The 19,834-nt window shown below is 32.4% G+C and carries 26 protein-coding genes; 1 reads left to right on the top strand and 25 read right to left on the bottom strand.

All coding sequences use genetic code 11. The features are described 5' to 3' along the window. Nucleotides 1-175: 175 nt before the first annotated feature. The 9 genes from C1Y58_RS27285 to C1Y58_RS19180 all read right to left on the bottom strand — a co-directional run bounded on the left by C1Y58_RS27285 (nt 176) and on the right by C1Y58_RS19180 (nt 5,826). On the bottom strand, nt 176-292 hold the full coding sequence (locus tag C1Y58_RS27285; RefSeq protein ID WP_408646605.1) for an Imm53 family immunity protein: 117 nt from the start codon (nt 290-292) through the stop codon (nt 176-178). Between the two features lie 10 nt (nt 293-302). Next, nucleotides 303-485, bottom strand: a complete 183-nt coding sequence (locus C1Y58_RS27290; protein WP_408646606.1) for an Imm53 family immunity protein — start codon at nt 483-485, stop codon at nt 303-305. Nucleotides 486-512: 27 nt separating this feature from the next. Then, nucleotides 513-1,151, bottom strand: coding sequence for a hypothetical protein (locus tag C1Y58_RS19150; RefSeq protein WP_105617933.1), 639 nt, complete (start codon nt 1,149-1,151; stop codon nt 513-515). 26 nt (nt 1,152-1,177) lie between these two features. Further along, nucleotides 1,178-2,632, bottom strand: coding sequence for a pre-peptidase C-terminal domain-containing protein (locus tag C1Y58_RS19155; protein WP_105617935.1), 1,455 nt, complete (start codon nt 2,630-2,632; stop codon nt 1,178-1,180). A gap of 1,011 nt (nt 2,633-3,643) precedes the next feature. Next, nucleotides 3,644-3,877, bottom strand: a complete 234-nt coding sequence (locus C1Y58_RS19160; protein WP_105617936.1) for a hypothetical protein — start codon at nt 3,875-3,877, stop codon at nt 3,644-3,646. 11 nt (nt 3,878-3,888) lie between these two features. Beyond that, nucleotides 3,889-4,143 carry a hypothetical protein gene (locus C1Y58_RS19165; RefSeq protein ID WP_105617938.1) on the bottom strand — a complete coding sequence of 85 codons (255 nt, stop codon included), beginning with the start codon at nt 4,141-4,143 and terminating at the stop codon, nt 3,889-3,891. 363 nt (nt 4,144-4,506) lie between these two features. Continuing rightward, complete coding sequence (locus C1Y58_RS19170; RefSeq protein WP_105617939.1) at nt 4,507-4,938, bottom strand: hypothetical protein; 432 nt, start codon at nt 4,936-4,938, stop codon at nt 4,507-4,509. Nucleotides 4,939-4,945: 7 nt separating this feature from the next. Beyond that, nucleotides 4,946-5,158 (bottom strand): hypothetical protein, encoded by a 213-nt coding sequence (locus tag C1Y58_RS19175; RefSeq protein ID WP_105617941.1) that lies wholly within the window; start codon nt 5,156-5,158, stop codon nt 4,946-4,948. Between the two features lie 362 nt (nt 5,159-5,520). Beyond that, nucleotides 5,521-5,826, bottom strand: a complete 306-nt coding sequence (locus tag C1Y58_RS19180) for a LysM peptidoglycan-binding domain-containing protein (RefSeq protein ID WP_105617943.1) — start codon at nt 5,824-5,826, stop codon at nt 5,521-5,523. Between the two features lie 257 nt (nt 5,827-6,083). Here C1Y58_RS19180 and lexA point away from each other — a divergent pair, with 257 nt between their 5' ends. Then, entirely contained in the window at nt 6,084-6,701 is a 618-nt protein-coding gene (gene lexA, locus C1Y58_RS19185; RefSeq protein ID WP_334293843.1) for a transcriptional repressor LexA, read from the top strand. Nucleotides 6,702-6,781: 80 nt separating this feature from the next. Here the strand turns inward: lexA and rsfS are convergent, their stop codons facing one another. The 16 genes from rsfS to mgsA form a co-directional block, all read right to left on the bottom strand. Next, the gene (gene rsfS / locus C1Y58_RS19190) at nt 6,782-7,153 is read right to left on the bottom strand and encodes a ribosome silencing factor (protein WP_330404482.1); all 372 of its coding nucleotides are present in this window, start codon (nt 7,151-7,153) and stop codon (nt 6,782-6,784) included. 16 nt (nt 7,154-7,169) lie between these two features. Continuing rightward, nucleotides 7,170-7,736, bottom strand: a complete 567-nt coding sequence (yqeK, locus tag C1Y58_RS19195; protein ID WP_105617946.1) for a bis(5'-nucleosyl)-tetraphosphatase (symmetrical) YqeK — start codon at nt 7,734-7,736, stop codon at nt 7,170-7,172. 5 nt (nt 7,737-7,741) lie between these two features. Next, a complete protein-coding gene (gene nadD, locus C1Y58_RS19200) occupies nt 7,742-8,371 on the bottom strand; it encodes a nicotinate-nucleotide adenylyltransferase (protein ID WP_105617947.1) in 630 nt (209 codons plus the stop codon). A gap of 11 nt (nt 8,372-8,382) precedes the next feature. Then, nucleotides 8,383-10,065, bottom strand: coding sequence for a helix-hairpin-helix domain-containing protein (locus tag C1Y58_RS19205; RefSeq protein WP_105617949.1), 1,683 nt, complete (start codon nt 10,063-10,065; stop codon nt 8,383-8,385). 18 nt (nt 10,066-10,083) lie between these two features. Further along, a complete protein-coding gene (gene yhbY, locus C1Y58_RS19210; RefSeq protein ID WP_105617950.1) occupies nt 10,084-10,371 on the bottom strand; it encodes a ribosome assembly RNA-binding protein YhbY in 288 nt (95 codons plus the stop codon). Nucleotides 10,372-10,382: 11 nt separating this feature from the next. Continuing rightward, nucleotides 10,383-11,663 (bottom strand): GTPase ObgE, encoded by a 1,281-nt coding sequence (obgE, locus tag C1Y58_RS19215; protein ID WP_105617952.1) that lies wholly within the window; start codon nt 11,661-11,663, stop codon nt 10,383-10,385. 294 nt (nt 11,664-11,957) lie between these two features. Continuing rightward, on the bottom strand, nt 11,958-12,248 hold the full coding sequence (gene rpmA / locus C1Y58_RS19220) for a 50S ribosomal protein L27 (protein WP_105617954.1): 291 nt from the start codon (nt 12,246-12,248) through the stop codon (nt 11,958-11,960). Between the two features lie 3 nt (nt 12,249-12,251). Then, nucleotides 12,252-12,578 (bottom strand): ribosomal-processing cysteine protease Prp, encoded by a 327-nt coding sequence (locus C1Y58_RS19225; RefSeq protein WP_105617956.1) that lies wholly within the window; start codon nt 12,576-12,578, stop codon nt 12,252-12,254. Nucleotides 12,579-12,583: 5 nt separating this feature from the next. Continuing rightward, on the bottom strand, nt 12,584-12,895 hold the full coding sequence (gene rplU, locus C1Y58_RS19230; protein ID WP_105617957.1) for a 50S ribosomal protein L21: 312 nt from the start codon (nt 12,893-12,895) through the stop codon (nt 12,584-12,586). A gap of 154 nt (nt 12,896-13,049) precedes the next feature. After that, the gene (gene dcd / locus C1Y58_RS19235) at nt 13,050-13,568 is read right to left on the bottom strand and encodes a dCTP deaminase (protein WP_105617959.1); all 519 of its coding nucleotides are present in this window, start codon (nt 13,566-13,568) and stop codon (nt 13,050-13,052) included. Between the two features lie 35 nt (nt 13,569-13,603). Beyond that, nucleotides 13,604-14,584 (bottom strand): ribose-phosphate diphosphokinase, encoded by a 981-nt coding sequence (locus C1Y58_RS19240; RefSeq protein ID WP_105617961.1) that lies wholly within the window; start codon nt 14,582-14,584, stop codon nt 13,604-13,606. 314 nt (nt 14,585-14,898) lie between these two features. Then, nucleotides 14,899-16,050, bottom strand: a complete 1,152-nt coding sequence (locus C1Y58_RS19245; protein ID WP_157950208.1) for an Rne/Rng family ribonuclease — start codon at nt 16,048-16,050, stop codon at nt 14,899-14,901. Between the two features lie 55 nt (nt 16,051-16,105). Further along, nucleotides 16,106-16,771 (bottom strand): TIGR03936 family radical SAM-associated protein, encoded by a 666-nt coding sequence (locus C1Y58_RS19250; RefSeq protein ID WP_105617964.1) that lies wholly within the window; start codon nt 16,769-16,771, stop codon nt 16,106-16,108. Further along, a complete protein-coding gene (locus tag C1Y58_RS19255; RefSeq protein WP_105617966.1) occupies nt 16,755-18,599 on the bottom strand; it encodes a TIGR03960 family B12-binding radical SAM protein in 1,845 nt (614 codons plus the stop codon). The genes C1Y58_RS19250 and C1Y58_RS19255 overlap by 17 nt, the downstream gene beginning before the upstream one ends. A 366-nt stretch (nt 18,600-18,965) precedes the next feature. Then, a complete protein-coding gene (locus tag C1Y58_RS19260) occupies nt 18,966-19,301 on the bottom strand; it encodes a hypothetical protein (RefSeq protein WP_105617967.1) in 336 nt (111 codons plus the stop codon). 137 nt (nt 19,302-19,438) lie between these two features. Next, entirely contained in the window at nt 19,439-19,834 is a 396-nt protein-coding gene (mgsA, locus tag C1Y58_RS19265; protein ID WP_105617969.1) for a methylglyoxal synthase, read from the bottom strand.

Below are 19,834 nucleotides of genomic sequence, written 5' to 3' on the forward strand. Positions count from 1 at the left end.
TAGTTTCCAGGTATCATATTCATCTCCTACACAAAAAAATAGAAATCCTCACTTTAAAATGAAAAAAGTAATGAACGCTATATTATTAATCGTTCATTACTTTCTTAAATTTTCTCATTTAGCCAGTACTCCTTTGATTTGGCCTACTGTGTCTAGATAGAGACAGTATAGTATCTTACCTATTCATTATTTTTGTACTTATAACCCACTCTCTAAAGGTTTGTAGTATTTCTTCCAAGTTATGAGGACCACCTGCTCCAACAAAAAAATCTTCTTCAAGATAGCAGATTATCCAATCTAAATCATCTCTCTAGCTTAACTTTATCAAAAGGTATATCCTCCATTTGTGTATCAATCAGATTTATTCTAACCAACCACCCAGGATTATCTAGAGTTTGAATTCTAACATTCTTATATACATGTTCCCATTCACCATCGCAATTATCAGCAAACCACTCTTCTAACCATTTAATAATAGAAATAATATCACCTCAATATTGACAACACTTAATTTACTCATTTCCCCTATTATTTGCTGATTTCATATTTTCTATGTCCTCTACTTGCCATGTTAAGGGATGAGGATAATAATCTGTAGAAGCGTCGCTCTCTATGGAAATAATACAATCATTAGAATAACTTGCTCCACTGGTATCGACAAGGTAGATTAGCTCATCTTTCATTAAATTATCTAATTGATCATAGTCAACTAAAGCATATACATCTGTATATCCTTTAAATATACCCTCTTCTACTCCAACAGCTTGTTGCTCAACAATATCGTTAGTGACATCTAGCCCCATAGATGTTAATGAACTAATTGTCCACCTTTCTTCTCCACTTACTACTCGTGCATTAACTTGTCTAAATTCAATCTTATAGATACTTTCATAAGTTTTTAATTCTTCTAGTGTTAATGGTCTAATAAACGTAATAGTTGCTTTAACATCAGTTAATTTTGCTTTTTTAATTTCTATATTCTTTTTATTTACCATACTTCTATATTTGTTAAGATCACTATGATTTTGTTCAAAAGTATTATTTGCTTCTAAAGCATAAGAATTATTATAATTACTTCTAGAAAGAGTAACAAAAACTACTGTGATAATCAAACAGATGATTATTACAATCCCAATAACTGTTTTCACCATATTAAAGCCCCCTAGAGGTCAGTTGCTTATTTTTCACCACCATCTTGTCCATAAGATAGAATTATTTGATCCAATTCCGATTGATAGTAATTATTATAGTCTGTGCTTATATCCGGAAAAAGACCTGGTATATAACCATAGGCACTCATAGAAAATTGCCCTTTCCATCCCCCTGAATGATCCAACTGACCAGTTCGATAGTCTTTCCAATAAATCACAACGTCATAATATTTTGCTTCAACCTGTCCTAATGCAACGACTTCAGCTTCCTCATTTCTGAGATCAGAGTTATCGGATTCTAAATCATACTTAGGATTTGGTAGATTTGATATGATTGAATAAGCACTCATTTGGTCTTGATTACCGTCAGTAGTACTTTTAACATCCAGAGTGAAATATGCCTTTCTATAATCACCCCAATTATCTTCAATCTCTCCCTTATTAAAAGACTTAATTCTTGCAACATTATCTGAATCAAGTGTAAAGCCTATATAGGTTTTAACCCAGTTAGCCTCATCTACATCATAAAATCTTGCAGTCATAAAGCCATCTGGTGGTGTATAAGATCCTGGCTTCCTTGATTTCATTTCTCCAGAAAGCTTAATACCGCGACTATAATCACTCTTTAAATAATTCCACTCAGTTACAGCCAATTTCCCAATAGGAACATTGACACTTAAATGATAATTGGTCCAGCTAAAACTATTCTGTCCTTTATTTTTAGGATAGACCTTAATATAATATGTTCCTTCTGATAAGCCTTTATCACTTTCATCTCCAATAGTTATGTTTTCTGAATCACTACCACTATTAAGGGATGATTCTAATAGACTACCACTTACATCATAAATATCTAGATCATAATCAGTATTTTGTGGCATCCATAAATGAACATTTAAGCTATCGTTTTCTGCTACACTAACCTTATAATAATCTACATCATATGGTGTATTAACATTTCCCGTTATAGTGCCACCATTGTACCGAATGCTTGTTGCACTTTCCATTGAGTCATTTTCTTCATATATATCCTGCTCTGGATAGACAACCGTTCTTAACAGATAATCACTTATGGTTGAATAATGAGTATCACTAAATATTCGAATGTAGTATATCTCTCCCCCTGTCACAGGGAACTTAGTAATCAATTCATTAGTACCTAATTCATTAGTATATAATCCTATTAGTTTGCTTCCTTTTGGATCTAATATTTCAATATCGTAGTTCACATCCACTGGTACATCCAGCCAAAAATTAGCTATGCCAGAATGTTGTGGTTTATAAGCATAATAGTCTACATCACCAAAATAAGATAACTTGCCGTACTGATTACCAACTTGATCTAATTCTATAGCTTCACTAATAGTATTATCTTTACTTAATTCCTCATGATAAGATGAACCTTCTACTGGAATTATAACTGCCACAAATATAAGCGTAATACTCAAAATCATTTTAAGAGTTTTTTTAAGTATATACATTTTTAATCTATTTCCCCTCTTTTATATACATTTTATAATTACTAGAAAATTATACTGTCTTTATGTATTTTCTTCAATTGTAATTTGTGGGATAAATTATCATCCTAGGGTGAGATAAATCTATAAAAACTTCTGACACTGACTGCCAGCAGTTTTAACCTTACAACCTTATATCTTAGAATCCTCAGCATCTACCATAATAAAAAAGTTGTAAACTAATTAGTATAATAATAAATGTATCCGTCAAAAAAACTCCTTTGCGTACTACTTTGGTTTACTCCGAAGAAATTTTTTTGCAGATTCGATTATGTACGAAAAAAATAATGTACATCTATTTTAAGGATGTACATTACGCTTAAAGCTAGTGTTCATAATAGTTTATAGGATTTTAAATAGCAGTTATTATTTTGCACCGCAAAGAATAGTTTACGAGAATTGTGGACCAAAACTTACCCCGCTCATTTTGTAGAAAAGATAAATAAATGTACATAATGCAAAGTAAACTAACGACACTACTTTTGATATAAAAATAAAAAATGTACATAATACATATTTTGGAACTGGATTCATAGATAATAAAAAAGGTATCGTATTAATAATTTCTAAGATACGATACCTTCTCTTCAGTTTAATAACTATTATACTTCTGCCTAAGCCCTTTACAAAAATTACAAGATTCCCTTATTTCTTTGTAAATCTTGAATTCTTGATTTTGGCGATGCCTTGTATGTTGAGCCACATTTTTTACACTCTCAAAGACCGAAGATGAATCTGCTGCTAACAGTAAGGATAATATTGCATATACATCCCACAATGACAGCCGATACTATACTCCCTTCTATATCGCCAAGTGAACCATAACCATATAAAAATGAATTCAACTTTTAAATCATCTGTGTTATTTATTTGATTTGGTACTCAATTATATCTAATCTTAATAGACCTCTCTTCTTCAAACTTTAATAATTATTACATAGCAGATATATTTCATAATAACTGCTATGTAAAAACCTAAATTAAATTAGTAAATAAGCCTATTAGTATAAACATTATAGCCATAATAAAGAATATAATTCCAATCTTAAATATTTTTTTTCTAAAAGATACAATAGCTAAAGTAAGAAAAAAGAATACTACCATAAATAAAATGATTTTATTAACCCAAACTGGTGAATAACTTGCTACAAGTAATCCTCCGATCATTGCTCCCACACTAATTGTACTCAATCTATCATTTTTATCCATATTATCACCAACTAATTAAATAGTTTATTTTTTGCACCATTATCAAGCAATCCCATACCCCAACCAACAGCAGAGTTAATTACTACACCTGCAACAGCAGTTGCTGTAACTCCTAATGAAGCTGTTAATGCAAATCCTGCGATATAAGGTGCAAGAAATATTCCAATACCAACAGTTATCCCTAACGCTGCAGCATCAATCACATTTCTAATCATTGCTTCTTCTATATCATATTTAATGAAATTCCCAATTGAAGTCACTGTCATATAACCTATAGACACCCATTGAAGCTGCTGTATTTGCAGCTCTAGCACTCAGGGGTCTTTTAGAAATGACGATGTAGCAAAAGGACCAGGTACAGAATTATATTTCGCATGATTTATCAGATGTCGTGTTAAATCATTTATTTTTGATTTTACTATATTATCTCCTGAGCTAGTTAATAATGAAATACCACCGCTGCTAAAGCATTTTTTATAGCATCAGCTGTACTTCAATAATAAAGTAGGAAACTAAATTTCAAGAATATATTAACTATATAATATAAATAATATAATATAACAAAAGTACTTTGATAATATTTTTAGGGGAACCTATTAAAAGACTCCCCTAAAAGAAAGTGTTTTCTCCTACTTATTAATCAAATTGATAACCCTTATATCAATACTTACATGATTATTTCTTTTTTTAGATTCCTCTATAACTTTTCTGACTAGTTCTTTATAGTCTTTTAACCAAGAAGCTATAACTATCTCATTTTTCTTTACTGAATAGAAAGATATGATTTTAAGAAATATCAAATCATTAAGCACAATTACATGTACATCTTCAAATTTTAAACTTCTATTTGCAGATATTTTATTATTATTATATACTCCTTCATCTGTTATTACATATTCATCAACTAAGTTACCTATTATAATAATAATTGTAGCCAAAATACAAATAGAAAATATAAATAGTGCAATAATTGACTCTACCTGAAATAATAATAAGAAAAAAATTGATAATGGAATAAACATTATACTATAGAATAATTTACCAACCTTATATTTTTTCATAATTCACCTACTTAATATCATACTCTTCATATAGCCAGTCTTGACCCTTAGTTATTAATACCGCCCCACCTACTTCAACTGATGCAGCAAATGCTATTATTCCAGCACCATACCAAGGATTTATAGGAAATACTGCTACTCCCACTCTTATTATTAAACCACTGACTGCCCCTACAATTAAACCTGCACCATTACCAGCAATAATAATTGAGGTTTTCATTGTTCATTAGCATAAATTACTAGAAAATTATACTTTCTTTATGTATTTTCTTCAATTGTAATTTGTGGGATAAATTATTTTCCTGGATGAGATAATTCTATAAAACCTTAGTTTACTTCGAAGAGATTTTTTGCAGATTCAATTTTTGTAACTTTATGTACAATATAAGAAACGTAATTACCTATAACTATTAATTTAACTTGTACGTTATTATCTACAATAAATTTTGTACGAAAAAAATAATGTACATCTAATTTAAGGATGTACATTACGTTTTAAAGCTAGTGTTCATAAAAGTTTATAGGATTTTAAATAGCAGTTATTATTTTGTACTTCAAAGAATAGTTTTGCTTCTAATAAATCTATTCAATAATGGGAACGATGATTGTTTCACCTGTTCGAATCAAATTGGATTGCATATTATTGATAGTCTTGATTTCTTTTATATAGTCTGGAATCGTCTCATAAGATGGTTTATACAGCGAAGCGATATTCCACAATGTATCGTTTCGTTTTATTTCATAAGATATGTATTTGTAGTCTGTAGAAGCCTTACCTTCAGCATGATCAAAGCCAATTGTTAAATTAAAAAGGAACTGTACAACCAATAGGAGTACTACGATACTCATAATAAATCGGCGTCTATTTTTGATTCTTATCTTTTTCATTCGTATCACCTCAAGAACATTTGTTTGCCTTTAATGTTATTATATACGAACAGTTGTTTTATGTCAATCCATTTAGGCGAACTTTTTTTCGCCCGAATGTACTATCTTATTAATCCAACATTATTTAACGCTTACTCTTCTTAAGTCTTGAAGGTTTAAAACCTAAAGTTAGTAATAAAATGAAAAAAAATTGAATTTTGCCGAACATCAGTTTGATTATTCTAAAATTTTGTGCTATAATAAACTAAAGTGAGGTGATACATATGGCTGAATTAACCGAAAAACAGCAAGTTATCTATAATTTTATTAAAAAAACCATTCTTGAGAGAGGGTATCCACCTTCTGTTCGTGAAATTTGTGAAGCGATTGGTCTTCGTTCAACCTCAACTGTACATGGTCATCTAGAAAGACTTGAAAAGAAAGGATTAATCCGACGTGATCCTACTAAGCCTCGAGCTATTGAAATATTAGATGAGTCCTTTATGAATATAAAACGGGAACTTGTTAATGTTCCAATTATAGGTAGAGTAACAGCTGGACAACCTATTCTTGCTCTTGAAAATATAGAAGACCATTTTCCATTACCCGTTGAATACGTCAATACAAACGATGAACACTATATGCTTCGTGTTGAAGGTGAAAGTATGATCAATGCCGGTATTCATAATCATGACTTAATTTTAGTAAGAAAACAGAATACGGCTAATAACCGTGACATTGTCGTAGCTTTAATCGATGACTCTGTTACTGTTAAACGTTTCTTCAAGGAAGACCAATATATTCGCTTACAACCTGAAAACGATGCTATGGCACCGATAATATTGCAGGATGTCAATATATTAGGTAAGGTTGTTGGTTTATTTAGAAAATTTTAGTACACATACTAAAAAGCACAGATCGAATCTGTGCTTTTTCTCATTTATCTCTTATTGCATTTACTTATTTATCAATTGCACTAAGCCATTTCTTTTAATTGTTCCAACGTAATTTCTTTCCCATCAGCCCAAATTCTCTCAAGATCGTAGAAAAGACGATCATCTTTATTAAAAACATGAACTATAATATTTGCATAATCTAAGAGCACCCAGCTAGCAGTTTGATAGCCTTCTTTATTGAGTATTTTGTAGTCATTCTCATGCATTTTATCTTCAACTTGATCAATAATAGCTTGAATTTGTGGTTTATTTTTTCCATGAGCAATGATAAAATAATCAGCTAATGTGGATATTTGACTAATATCAATAATCTTAATTTCTTCTCCAAGCTTATCATCAATTGCCTCCACAGCAACAACTGCCATGTTTGCAGCTTTCTTCATATCAGACATATTTCTCCTCCTTAAGTTAATTCAATTGTCTATAATATTTTTCTGAATCAATGGTTAACGGATGAATGGGTACATCCATCTTTAGTAGATACTTAATTGTACTATTTAAAGTCATATAAACTGCTCGATCAAGATCCACATATACCATTTCTCTTACTTCTTGTAGACCTTCAAATGTTTTTCTACCAGGTTCTATATAGTCCGATAGAAAAATAATCTTTTCTAATAAAGTCATATTGGACCTACCTGTTGTATGGTAACGAATTGCATTAAGTATATTATGATCACTAATATTATATTCCTTTTCAGCAATCTCGGCACCTAAAAAGCTATGCACTATTTGGGGAAAGTCCTTAAATTCACTAAGATTAATTTTATAAGATTTACAGTATTCTCTCATTACTTCATAAGGTATGTTCTTAGCACAATCATGTAACAAGCCAGCTGTAGAAGCTTGTTCTTCACAAGTTTTGTAGTGCTTTGCTAAGCTGATCGCTGTCTTTTCAACTCCAAGTGTATGTTGATACCTTCTAGGTGATAGTGTGGATTGGAGTTTTCTAATAATCTTCTTTCTTGAGTCCATCGCAGCTATCCTTTGTATAATTGATATTTTTCTATATAGTTCTCTACAGCTTCAGGTAATAAATACTTAATAGGTTCACCTGAACTAACACGATTACGAATCTCTGATGATGAAATTGCCAATGCTGGTACTTCTATAAAGTTAAATTTTGCACGATAATTTTTCTCAATCTGGGCTATAGAGGCTACTAAATCTTCCTTCGGATATTCTGGTCTTGTAGCAGCTATAAAATTACATATCTCCAGTAACTCTTCAGCCTGCTTCCACGTAAAGATTTCTAAGAATGCATCAGCACCTGTTATGAAATAGATTTCCGTATCTTGCCTATACTGCTCTTTTAATTCTTTAATTGTATCGATGGTATAAGTTAATCCTTGTCGATCAATCTCAATACGAGATACAAAAAAATGAGGGTTAGTTTCAGTTGCTAATATACTCATCAAATAACGATGTTGAGCGTCAGTAATAGCCCTATTCCGCTTATGAGGAGGGTGACCAGTGGGTACAAACAATACCTGGTCTATATTATACTGATGCCTAACAGCTTCTGCTGTTACAAGATGACCATAATGAATAGGATCAAACGTCCCACCCATTACAGCTATTTTTTTCACATTTCTATGATGAACATCCATAGTCTGTCTCCTTACCTAAAAACAATAAAATTCTTAATATCATTATATAAGTTAAAATGATTAATCTCTTCAAAAAACTCATCTAACTCATCAAGACTAGCAAAAGGAGATTCTTCACGGTATTCAAAGAGCCTATCAACTATTTTCTCAGTCATGTCTTCATGTAACATTATTAATTCATCGTAAGTCGCAGTATTAATGTTTGTATACAATGTTATCCATTCATTTACTTCTGATAAATCAACTTTTTTATTAATCTCATCATAATAATTGATCTTATTGTTTTCTGTGTATTCAACAATTGTGTGAGCTTCTTCTGATGATAACCCCAAATAGGTTTGAAGTTGATCTTCAGTCGCTAAATTGATATTTAGTTTTATCGTATTCTCTGGTTCATTAACATAGATATAAGGCTCAATATCTTCATAAACTTGAGTTGGAATAAATTTTTTTACTTCATTTATATTGTCAAAGGGTCGATTCTCTTCGATATCGTCGGCGTAGTCCTTAATAGTACTGCTATTCAACGACGAACTACCAAATAATGATTTTAACTCATTTTCACCAGCATTATTGATGTCTGTGTGTATAACAAATGAATCTTCATGTTTATTGAAGTCCACCATATCCATAGTGCTTGGTAATTTTTCTAAGGACTCTAGAGACTTATAAGAAAACCTATTATTCTCTCTATATTTAACAATATTCTTAGCAACATCTTCACTCATGTACTCCAAACTTCTAATTTGAGATACCGATGCTGTATTAATATTCACTACGTCAGTCTCTGTATCTTGATAAACCACCTCATAATGAAGGCTTATATAGGGTTTAATTTCTTCAAATATTTTATTGGATATACTTTCAATATTAATTAATTCATCAATTTCCTTAAAAGGTTCTTCTAATCGATGATTGATAATTTCTTCAGCTATCATGTCACCTTTATAAGAATCAAAAAGAGATGCGAGTTCATAGTCTTCTGCAGTATTTATATTGGTAACCAAGGTGATTCTATCTTTATTTACATCAATCCATTCATTGGTTATAAATGGATCTATAAATTTTAACTCATCCATATAATTTATTTTATTATATTTCACATAAGTATAGATCTTCATACCTAAATCATCATCTAAGTCTTTTAGTATACCATCGATTTCCATACTGCTAGCAGTATTAATATTAACTTTTTTGGCGTATGGGTTTATGAGTGTACCATCTCCATGGATACCTATACTGTGGTCAATGGCAAAAGCGTAAGTCTCTGCAAATTGATTATAGTTATTTAAACCTTCATGATCTTCATTTAAATCAGCAAGCCCCATGGCAAGAAGTTCATTATTTAATGATACTGATGACATATTGAGAAATTCTGCATAAGCAAAGTCATTTTCATCCCTAATATAATCTCCCCTGCTATCCACTTGAATTCTGAATAAAACAGGTGTCTGATTAACGAATGTTTTAACATGCGCATAGGCTTCAGCAGAGGCATGAGTATCAATACCTATTAATCTTAGTAGTTCTGTATCATGTTCTTCATAAATATAAACATGAAATAGCTCACTATCAATAACCTCCATCACCTCACCAACAACTAATCGGTAATCTGTACTCTTTGCAGAAATTGATGTGGATAATGATAGAGATAAAACAACAACTAAAACAATAGCTATAAATCTTTTGTACATCTCTAACCCCCCTTTAAGTTATGGTAACATAATTTTAGGATTTTCTTTTGACATTCTATAAATGACTATTTTTCGCCCGATAACTTGTACTCCCTCAGAACGTGTTCGCTCGCATATCACATTGCAAATGTCACGTGGTTCATCAAAACAATTCTTTAATATATTTATTTTAATCAGTTCTCTAGCTTCTAATGCTTCATCTATAGCTTTAACAAGCTCAGGAGATGGTCCTGATTTCCCTACTTGGAAAATTGGTTCCAAGGAATTAGCTAAGCTACGTAAATAAGCTCTTTGTTTACTCGTCATTCGTCTCACCTCTACTTATAATAGTCAAACTCTAAGTTATACAAGCGAACTGTATCGCCTTCTTCAATACCTAATTCTTCTAAACGCTCAATTATTCCTTTTTCACGCATGAATTTTTGGAAGAAAGCGAATCCTTTTTCACTTTCAAGATTGGTGAAACCAAGCATTCTTTCTACAGGCTCACCTTCAACTACGAAAACACCATTATCATCTTTCGCTATTTCAATAACACTATTATCACTAGATGGTATGTCTTCAATATAGTATTCTTGTTCAAAAACAGTTGGCTCCTCTTTTATATTATCGAGCATTTCTCCAACATAGTTTAGTAGTTCTTTCACACCTTTACCTGTTGCAGCAGAAATAGCAAATACATTGATGCCTTCAGGTTCAAACTTCTCTTTTAAAAGTTTTAGGTGCTCTTCCGCTTCTATTAAATCTGTTTTATTTGCAGCAATAACTTGAGGACGGCTGCTTAAGATTTTATTGAAATTTTCTAACTCAAGATTAATTTTCATTACATCGTCTACTGGCTCACGACCTTCTAGACCTGATGCATCAACAACATGTATGAGTACTTTTGTTCTTTCGATATGTCTTAAGAACTCATGCCCTAAACCTATGCCTGTATGTGCTCCTTCAATAAGACCAGGAATATCTGCTACCACAAAACTCTTACCATACCCTGTCTTCACAACGCCTAAATTAGGTTGTAACGTTGTAAAATGGTAATTAGCAATCTTAGGTCTTGCATTGGAGACAACTGATAAGAAAGTCGATTTACCTACATTAGGGAAACCAACTAAACCAACGTCGGCAATCATCTTCAACTCAAGAATAACCCATAACCCTATACCATCTTGTCCACTTTGAGCAAATCGTGGAATTTGCATAGTTGGAGTAGCATAGTGCTGATTACCTTTACCACCCTTACCACCTTTTAATAGTACTTTTTCTTTAACATCACCGGCTAAATCTAAGATGACTTTACCCGATTCAGCTTCTCTTATGATTGTTCCTTGTGGTACCTCAATAATCATATCGTCAGCATCTTTACCATGTCGATTACTACCTTCACCAGGGGAACCGGATCTAGCTTTGTAGTGTTTTTTATGTCTAAAGTCAATTAATGTGTTGAGGCCGTCTTCTACTTTAAAGATGACATCACCACCTCTTCCTCCATCACCACCGTCTGGTCCTCCATTAGGAACATACTTTTCTCTCCTGAAAGAGACGATACCATCGCCACCTCTCCCAGATTCAATATATATTTTGACTTGATCTACAAACATTTATCTCATTCCTTTATCTAAGGGTATAAATTAATGCTTAGCACTACTTTAGCTTTGTCATACAATCTATTATTAAGAATTCACTTAGTATAAAAAGTACTGATAATTCCAAAGTTTTTATACCTGATGATAATTCAAAACAAAATACTTGTTTGTTAAACATATTTCTATGTGCTAAGTATTATTATATTATTAATTTTAACTTAGTGGCTTACATTAATTCAGAAAAGTAAAAAAAATAGTGATAATTAAAAAACAGGTTTCAAACGTAGAACATTTGAAACCTGTCGTTTATTATTGAGCCATTGTTTCAGGATAAACAGAAACTACTTTTCTGTCTCTACCTTTTCTTTCAAATTTAACACGACCATCAACTAAAGCGAATAATGTATCATCACCACCACGACCTACATTAACGCCAGGATGGATTCTAGTACCTCTTTGTCTATATAAGATGTTACCTGCTTTAACGAATTGACCATCAGCTCTTTTAGCTCCAAGTCTCTTGGATTCAGAATCTCTACCATTCTTAGTAGAACCTACTCCTTTTTTGTGAGCGAAGAATTGTAAGTTCATTCTTAACATGCCTTACACCTCCTTAACAGAAACTTTAATATATTTTTCACCGTACTCTGCACTTATACCAATTAAGCCTAAATGCAAAGATTTTATAAGCAATTTGGATTCAAGAGATATATTTTCTTTTAATAGAAAGTTAATATATCCTGTCTGTTCATTATTTTCAAGTTCATATGAATCATCAGTGAATTCATCCACTGAATTTATCGAATTAAAAACCAAAGCAGAAACTGCTGCACAGACGATATCCTGACCATATTCCGCATATTCAGCATGACCACTAACCTCTACCCCAATTATTTCTTCTTGGGTCTGATAGAATTTTACGTGAATCATAATGATTAAGCGTTAATTTTTTGGATTTTTACTTTAGTGTAGTATTGTCTGTGGCCTTGCTTCTTTTGGTAACCTTTTTTAGGTTTGTGTTTGTAAACAACGATTTTCTTAGCTCTACCTTCTTCAACAACCGTAGCTGTTACAGAAGCGTTTTCTACAACTGGAGAACCTATTGTTAAACCAGCATCATTAGAAACAGCTAATACTTGATCAAATGTTACTGATTCACCAGCAACTACACCTAATTTTTCCACAGATACAACATCACCTTCAGCTACGCGATATTGTTTACCACCTGTTTGAATAACTGCGTACATCTTACGCACCTCCTTGTTCCAAACTCGCCGAATTCGGTATTTGTATAAATATAAACAAATTTAAAACCTCTCCGTGCGGCTACACAACAGTGCTATGTTATCATAATAACAGCTGCTTGTCAATAAATTTCTCTACTTTTTGACTATATTTTCTTTACTCAAAGTCTTTATACAATAAGCTTGGTTGTATACCTTCATTCTGCTGATATTTACCACTTGCATAATTCTCATGTTCACCTTCTAAACTGTGATAATAGATTTGACATACCTCAACATCAGAATATACTCTTATAGGTTGAACACAGAATATTTCCAATGTCCAATAACCTTTAAAACCTACATCACCAAAACCAGCTGTTACATGAATAAATAGTCCAAGTCGACCTATAGATGAACGGCCTTCTAACATAGGAACTAAATTATTTGTTTCGGTAAATTCTTTTGTTCTACCAAGATATAGTTTACCAGGTTCTAAAACCAAGCCCTCCTTTGGGATAACAATTTTCTTTGTTGGATTAGGCTTCTTCATATCTAAAATAGGTGTATCGTAAATCAATAATTCGTTATGCAGCTTAAGATTATAACTATTTGGATTAAGTTGTTCCTCATTAAATGGATCTATCTTAATATCACCATTTAATCTTTTTTTTATTTCTCTTCCAGATAAAATCATTTTATCACCTCTGATGTATTTATATTTTTATCGAATCATTTGATCTGTTTCAGTATATTTTGGGGTACTTCATTAAATAAAGGACTAACAGATTCGTGATTATGGATTCTTCTAATGGTTTCAGCAAAAAGTGGTGCCACGGAAATTAGTCTGACCTTATCACTATTTACAACTTGCTCATTGCATACAGAATCTGTACTAATTAGAAGCTCAATGGGACTCTCCTCTAATCTCTTTATACCCTTGTCATTAAGTAAAATATGTGACAGACATGCTATAACTCGTTTAGCACCTCTTTTTTTAAGCTCATATGATAAATCAATAAGCGTTCCTCCAGAAATAGAGAAATCATCTACAATTACAGCATCTTTGCCATCAACATCACCGATTAAATCTAATATTTTTGCATTTTCATCATGTCCAGTACGAGTTTTATCACCAATAGCCACATCAGCTTTCAGGTATTTAGCAAACTTTCTTGCATCTTTAGCATAACCAGCGTCAGGAGAAACGACTACCATATTATTGAGTTGCATGGATTTTATAAACTCACAAAGTATAGGCATTGCATAGAGATGATCCACTGGCACCTTAAAAAAACCTTGAATCTGTGGTGAATGCAAATCCATAGTGACTACTCTATCTGCTCCAGCCAATTCAATACATTCTGCACAAACCCTTCCACGAATGGATACCCTGGGTTCATCCTTTTTATCTCCCTTCGCATAACTGAAATAGGGCATAATAACAGTAACCGAATTAGCACTTGCTCGCTTAAATGCATCAATCCAAAAAAGTAATTCTGCGAATTCGTTATTAGGATCTAATCCAAGCGTTTCAACTAGGTAAACATCCTTATCTCTAACCGTTTCTTCAATCTTCACATAGGTATTCCCCTCAGTGAAATGCATACAGGTGGATTTTCCTAATTCAATACCTAAGTGTTGACACATTCTTGTCGCAAACTCAATACTACTACTACCACTGAAAATTTTCACTTCACCATTATGATTCATAGTTTCCTCCTCTAAGAAGCTCTCATCAATAAAAAGTTTTTATTTTACATTATTTCCCTGGTAATATTTCCTTGCATTTAGTTATTCGCTTTGTCAGAAAATTATAACAAAAATATAACAATAATTCAAGTTTATGCTCAAATATAATATTAGAGTAACTGTCATTAATGTTTCTTAAATTCACAATACTTTTTGGGTGAGCTAACTGTCTAGCACTCGAAAGTCTTTCAAGCGTTCATAATAGATCACCTCATATGTTTGCTCCAATATATAAAACACATGGGTTAAAGATTACTTCTCCCATGTGTTATTATTTATTCTTTCAATTGCAGGTATAAAGGTTCACTGACTTTCTTCCTAGTCATCTCGACTAACCCTAATTTAGTCATTCCTAGTACAACAGTTTTTAATCGATCATTTTTTAAGGCATGCTTAAGTATCTGTATAACTTTCTGATTATGTTCTTCATTCCTCATATCAATAAAATCAATGATAATTATACCACTCAAATTTCTTACTCTTATTTGACGAGCTATTTCGTAGCAAGCCTCTTTGTTTACTTTAAATATTGTATCTTCTAATAGCTTTTTACCAGTGAATTTAGCTGTATTGACATCTATAGAAACTAAAGCCTCAGTTGATTCGATGACGATGCTTGCACCGCTTTTTAACCAAACATGTTTCTTTAAAGCTTTATCCAATTGACCCTTTACTTTATAAAGATTAAAAAGATGCCAAGATGTATCCTCATAAAGCTCAATGAATGAGCTATAGTAAGGGTAATATTCATCAATATAGTTTTTAACGATATCATACTGTTCTGTATCATTAATAATAAATTTATTTACCTTTTCTGTTAGTAAATCTTTCACAGCACGAATCAGTGGTGAAGGTTCACTATAGAGAACAGAATAGCATGACCTATATGAATGAACACTATCGATCTCATCCCACTGCTTTTCTAACTGCTTTATATCATCAATAATTTTTTGATCATCAACAGAAACTGCATCTGTTCTTACGATATAGCCATAATTTGAATTTCTATGCTGATAAATAACTTCTTTTAACCGCTCTCTTTCTAAAGTATCAGTTATTTTGGAAGACACATATATTGTCGTATCATAAGGTTTTATGACCACATACTTGCCAGGTATACTGATATTTGTAGTAACTACAGCTCCTTTTGACTTATACGGCGGCTTAATGACTTGCACCAAAACTTCTTGCCCTTGTTGATAGCGGTGTTGGCTATTCAACTTTAAATAAGCATTTTTATCTAGTCCAATGTCAATAAAGGCTGCTTCCATTCCTTTAATAATGTTGATGATTCTGCCAATATAAATATTAGATACTATTGACGCATCTTCCTCTGTATATCTTTGATATTCAACTAACTGACCATCCTCTAGTACAGCTAAATCTATATAGGGAAATTCAACATCTACAAGTAAGGTTCTTTCCAAACCACTTCCTCCATTCCAAATTGGTCACCTTCTCTTCCTATAACTATCGATACTCTTATGCATCAATTAATGGAATGAACTGGTCCTCTCTTTTTAAATAGAGATCATGACGCTTAAACTTTAATAAATGCTCATCAAAAATTAAATCAATAAAATCATAAAGAGCCTTAACGATTAATTGAGGTTTTACGTTACTTGATCCTGCACTACAGAATACTTCAAGAGTAGTGGAATCCTTATAGATTAATTCATAAATTCCAGGCTTAATATCTATCGTTTTAAGTCTCTTCTTTTTGGTCATCTTCTCCACTAATATTTCTTCTTGGTTCATAAAAGCTTGAATCTCTTCTTTATCTATATCTTGATCTAGAGTAATGGTATATCTTGCTGCCTCTACAATAGCCATCGCTTTGGGAGCTTTATCAGCCAAGTCAATAGCATCAATAAAGCGAAGTCCCTCTGGTAGTATAGTATTCATTTTATCAATCAGATGCTGATTATCATAGTTATCTGTTAATGTCATATCCATATATTCTGCTTCACTAATAAAACCTAGAGATAAGGGTTGTGCAAAAGAAGTGATTGGATGAGGATTAAATCCTTTGGAATATTCTACTGGAATCTCTGCTTTTCTTAATGCGCGATGTAAAAGTCTTTGCAAGTCTAAGTGACCAATATATTTAAGTTGTCCATGCTTATTGAATTTAATTCTCTTTCTCATAACAGGCTCCTTTATCTATTTTGCTAACGCCACAGTTTGAACACTTCTCACGGCAATTAGGTGTTACCTCTTCATTAATTGCTTTTTCGAACTCTTTCCATAAGAATGCCTTTGTCACGCCGATGTTAATAAAGTCCCAAGGTAGAATTTCATCATATGAGCGCTCTCTAGTATGATAGAAGTCTCCATCAATATTACACTCTTCAAAAGCCTTCACCCATTTATCATAAACAAAATGATCTGACCATCCATCAAATTTACTTCCATTTTTCCATGCATGATAAATCACATCTGCAACTCGTCTATCACCTCTTGCTACAATTCCTTCTAAAGCAGATAATTTTGCATCATGGCAGTTATATTGTATCTTGCGATTTCTAATCTCACTATTTAATAAAGCCTGTTTAGCCATGAATTCATCATAAGTATTTTGTGGGAACCACTGGAATGGTGTAAATGGCTTTGGAACAAAGAAAGATGTACTAACAGTAACTTTAAGGTTACGCGCACGTTCTTCTTTTGGTACTCCAAAGTACTGATCTACTATACTATAAGCTAAATCTTTAATTCCGCTAATATCTTCCATTGTTTCAGTAGGTAGTCCCATCATGAAATAAAGTTTAACTTTATCCCATCCGCCTTTGAATGCTAAAGCAACACCACTTAAGATATCATCCTCACTTATATTCTTATTGATTACATCTCTTAATCGCTGAGTACCAGCCTCTGGAGCGAAGGTTAGACTACTTTTCTTGCCTTTACTCAATCGATCCATTAAATCTAAAGAAAACTCGTCCACCCTTAATGAAGGTAAGCTTAGATTAACATCACAGTGTTTATCAAATAGATGGTCAGTTATTTCATTTAAATCAGTATAATCACTGGAACTTAATGAGATTAATGATACCTCTTCATATCCTGTATTACCTAAAATGTCATCAGCTAACTTGGCTAGTTTTTTAGGATCCTTTTGACGAACAGGACGATAAATCATACCCGCTTGACAAAAACGACAACCTCTTATGCAGCCTCTAAATAATTCAATGACAGCACGATCATGTACTACTTGAATAAGTGGCATAATTGGATTAGTTGGATAGTAGCTATTGTCTACATCCTTTACATGTACCTTTTTAATTTTCTCTTTGGCATCAGGATGATTGGGCGTAAAACTTTCTATTTCTCCATTTTCTTTATATTGAACATCATAGAATTTTGGGACATAAACCCCTTCAAATTGTAACACTTTTTCTAGAAAATCTTCTTTTGATCCACCCTTAGATCGTATTGCTTTATAGAGATCCAGAATTTCATAATAGAGAACTTCTCCTTCACCAATATAAAAGAAGTCTACAAATGGGGCTAAAGGCTCAGGATTGTATGCACATGGACCACCAGCAATAACAAGTGGGTCCTCTTCGGTTCTATCCTTAGAATACTTAGGAATTCCTCCTAAATCAAGTATATTTAAAATGTTGGTGTAGCTCATTTCATATTGTAGCGTGAAACCTAAAAAATCAAATTCTTTTATTGGTGTATAAGTCTCAAGAGCATACATTGGTATATTATTCTCTCTCATTTTCTCTTCCATATCATGCCAAGGTGAATAAACTCTTTCACAATAGGTGTCTTCGCGTTCATTTAAAAAATGATAAAGAATTGTAGATCCAATATGAGACATCCCTACTTCATATACATCTGGGAAACAGTATGCAAAACGAATATCTACATCTTCTGGATTCTTCTTAACCATATTCATTTCATTCCCAATATATCTAGCAGGTTTTTCAACTTCTAATAATATCTTCTGTGGTATATCTATTCTCAATTAAAACACTCCTTGTTTTTAACAGCTTTATCACAAATTATTCAAGATAAACATTGAAGATATGCGCTGATTTTGGATTGATAAGCATTCTTATATTTTCAAGATTGCACCTCTAGGCGTATTTTGAAATAGTAAAGATGCTTAGAGGTTCAAAAGCAGTACATAGCATTAATGAATTATTGTGAATAGTTTGGGTTTATTATACTTATCTTAAGTATAGGTTAAATACACATATTTTATCATACTTTAAAATGTTGAATTTTGCAAGGTAGGTTTATCATTACACAAGCTTATATATGATTATGACTAGCCAATTCCACTTTTTTCTTATAAAACAACTCCTACACTACAAAAAAAGAATGGTCATTACCATTCTTCAATAAAATTTAAATATTCTAAAGGCTTCTGAGCTTCTTGAATCAACCCATCTAAGTTATTATATACTTCTTGGATTTCTATATCTTTAGAGATAATCTCACTGATCTGTAACGTTAAATCTTGCGTTGGCGGTAAAAAATTCAATACAAGTACAACCATAAATATAAATACCGTAAGCACAAGTTGTTGCATGGAGTAAAACTTTATTTTAAAAGTTGGTTCATCGGTCACAGTATTACTACGCCTATTTCTAGGCTGATAGTTCCTCGTATTGTACCTTCTATTGGCAGAATATACTCTTCTATTACTTCTGACTTGGTCCAAAGGATCACCTCTTCTCATTCAACGTTCCTTATCACATTATATGAGACAGGTAAACTCTTTAGTACAACCATTTTCACTGAAATTGGTACATGAATAAACGTAGATAATGAAAAAGACACCTTAAGGTGCCTAACAACTTATCTATATAAGTTTCTCCATTCCAAATCGCCTCTCTCGACAGCTTTGATCATAAGTTCGGCTGTAGCAAGATTTGTAGCCACAGGAATATTATGAATATCACATAACTTGATAACAGTACTAACATCTGGTTCATGTGATTTTGCTGATAATGGATCTCTCAGAAAAAGTACCATATCAATTTGATTATGGGCAATTTGAGCTCCTAACTGCTGTTCTCCACCTAAATGACCGGCAAGGAATTTGTGTACAGTAAGATTGGTTACCTCCTCAATAAGTCTACCTGTAGTACCTGTTGCATATAAATCATGCTTACTTAGAATCTGCCTATAGGCAATACATAAGTTTTGAATTAATTTCTTCTTTGTGTCGTGTGCTATTAAACCAATATTCAT

It is taken from the genome of Vallitalea okinawensis (assembly GCF_002964605.1).
In the GTDB taxonomy this organism is placed as follows: Bacteria; Bacillota; Clostridia; order Lachnospirales; family PQDH01; genus Vallitalea_A; species Vallitalea_A okinawensis.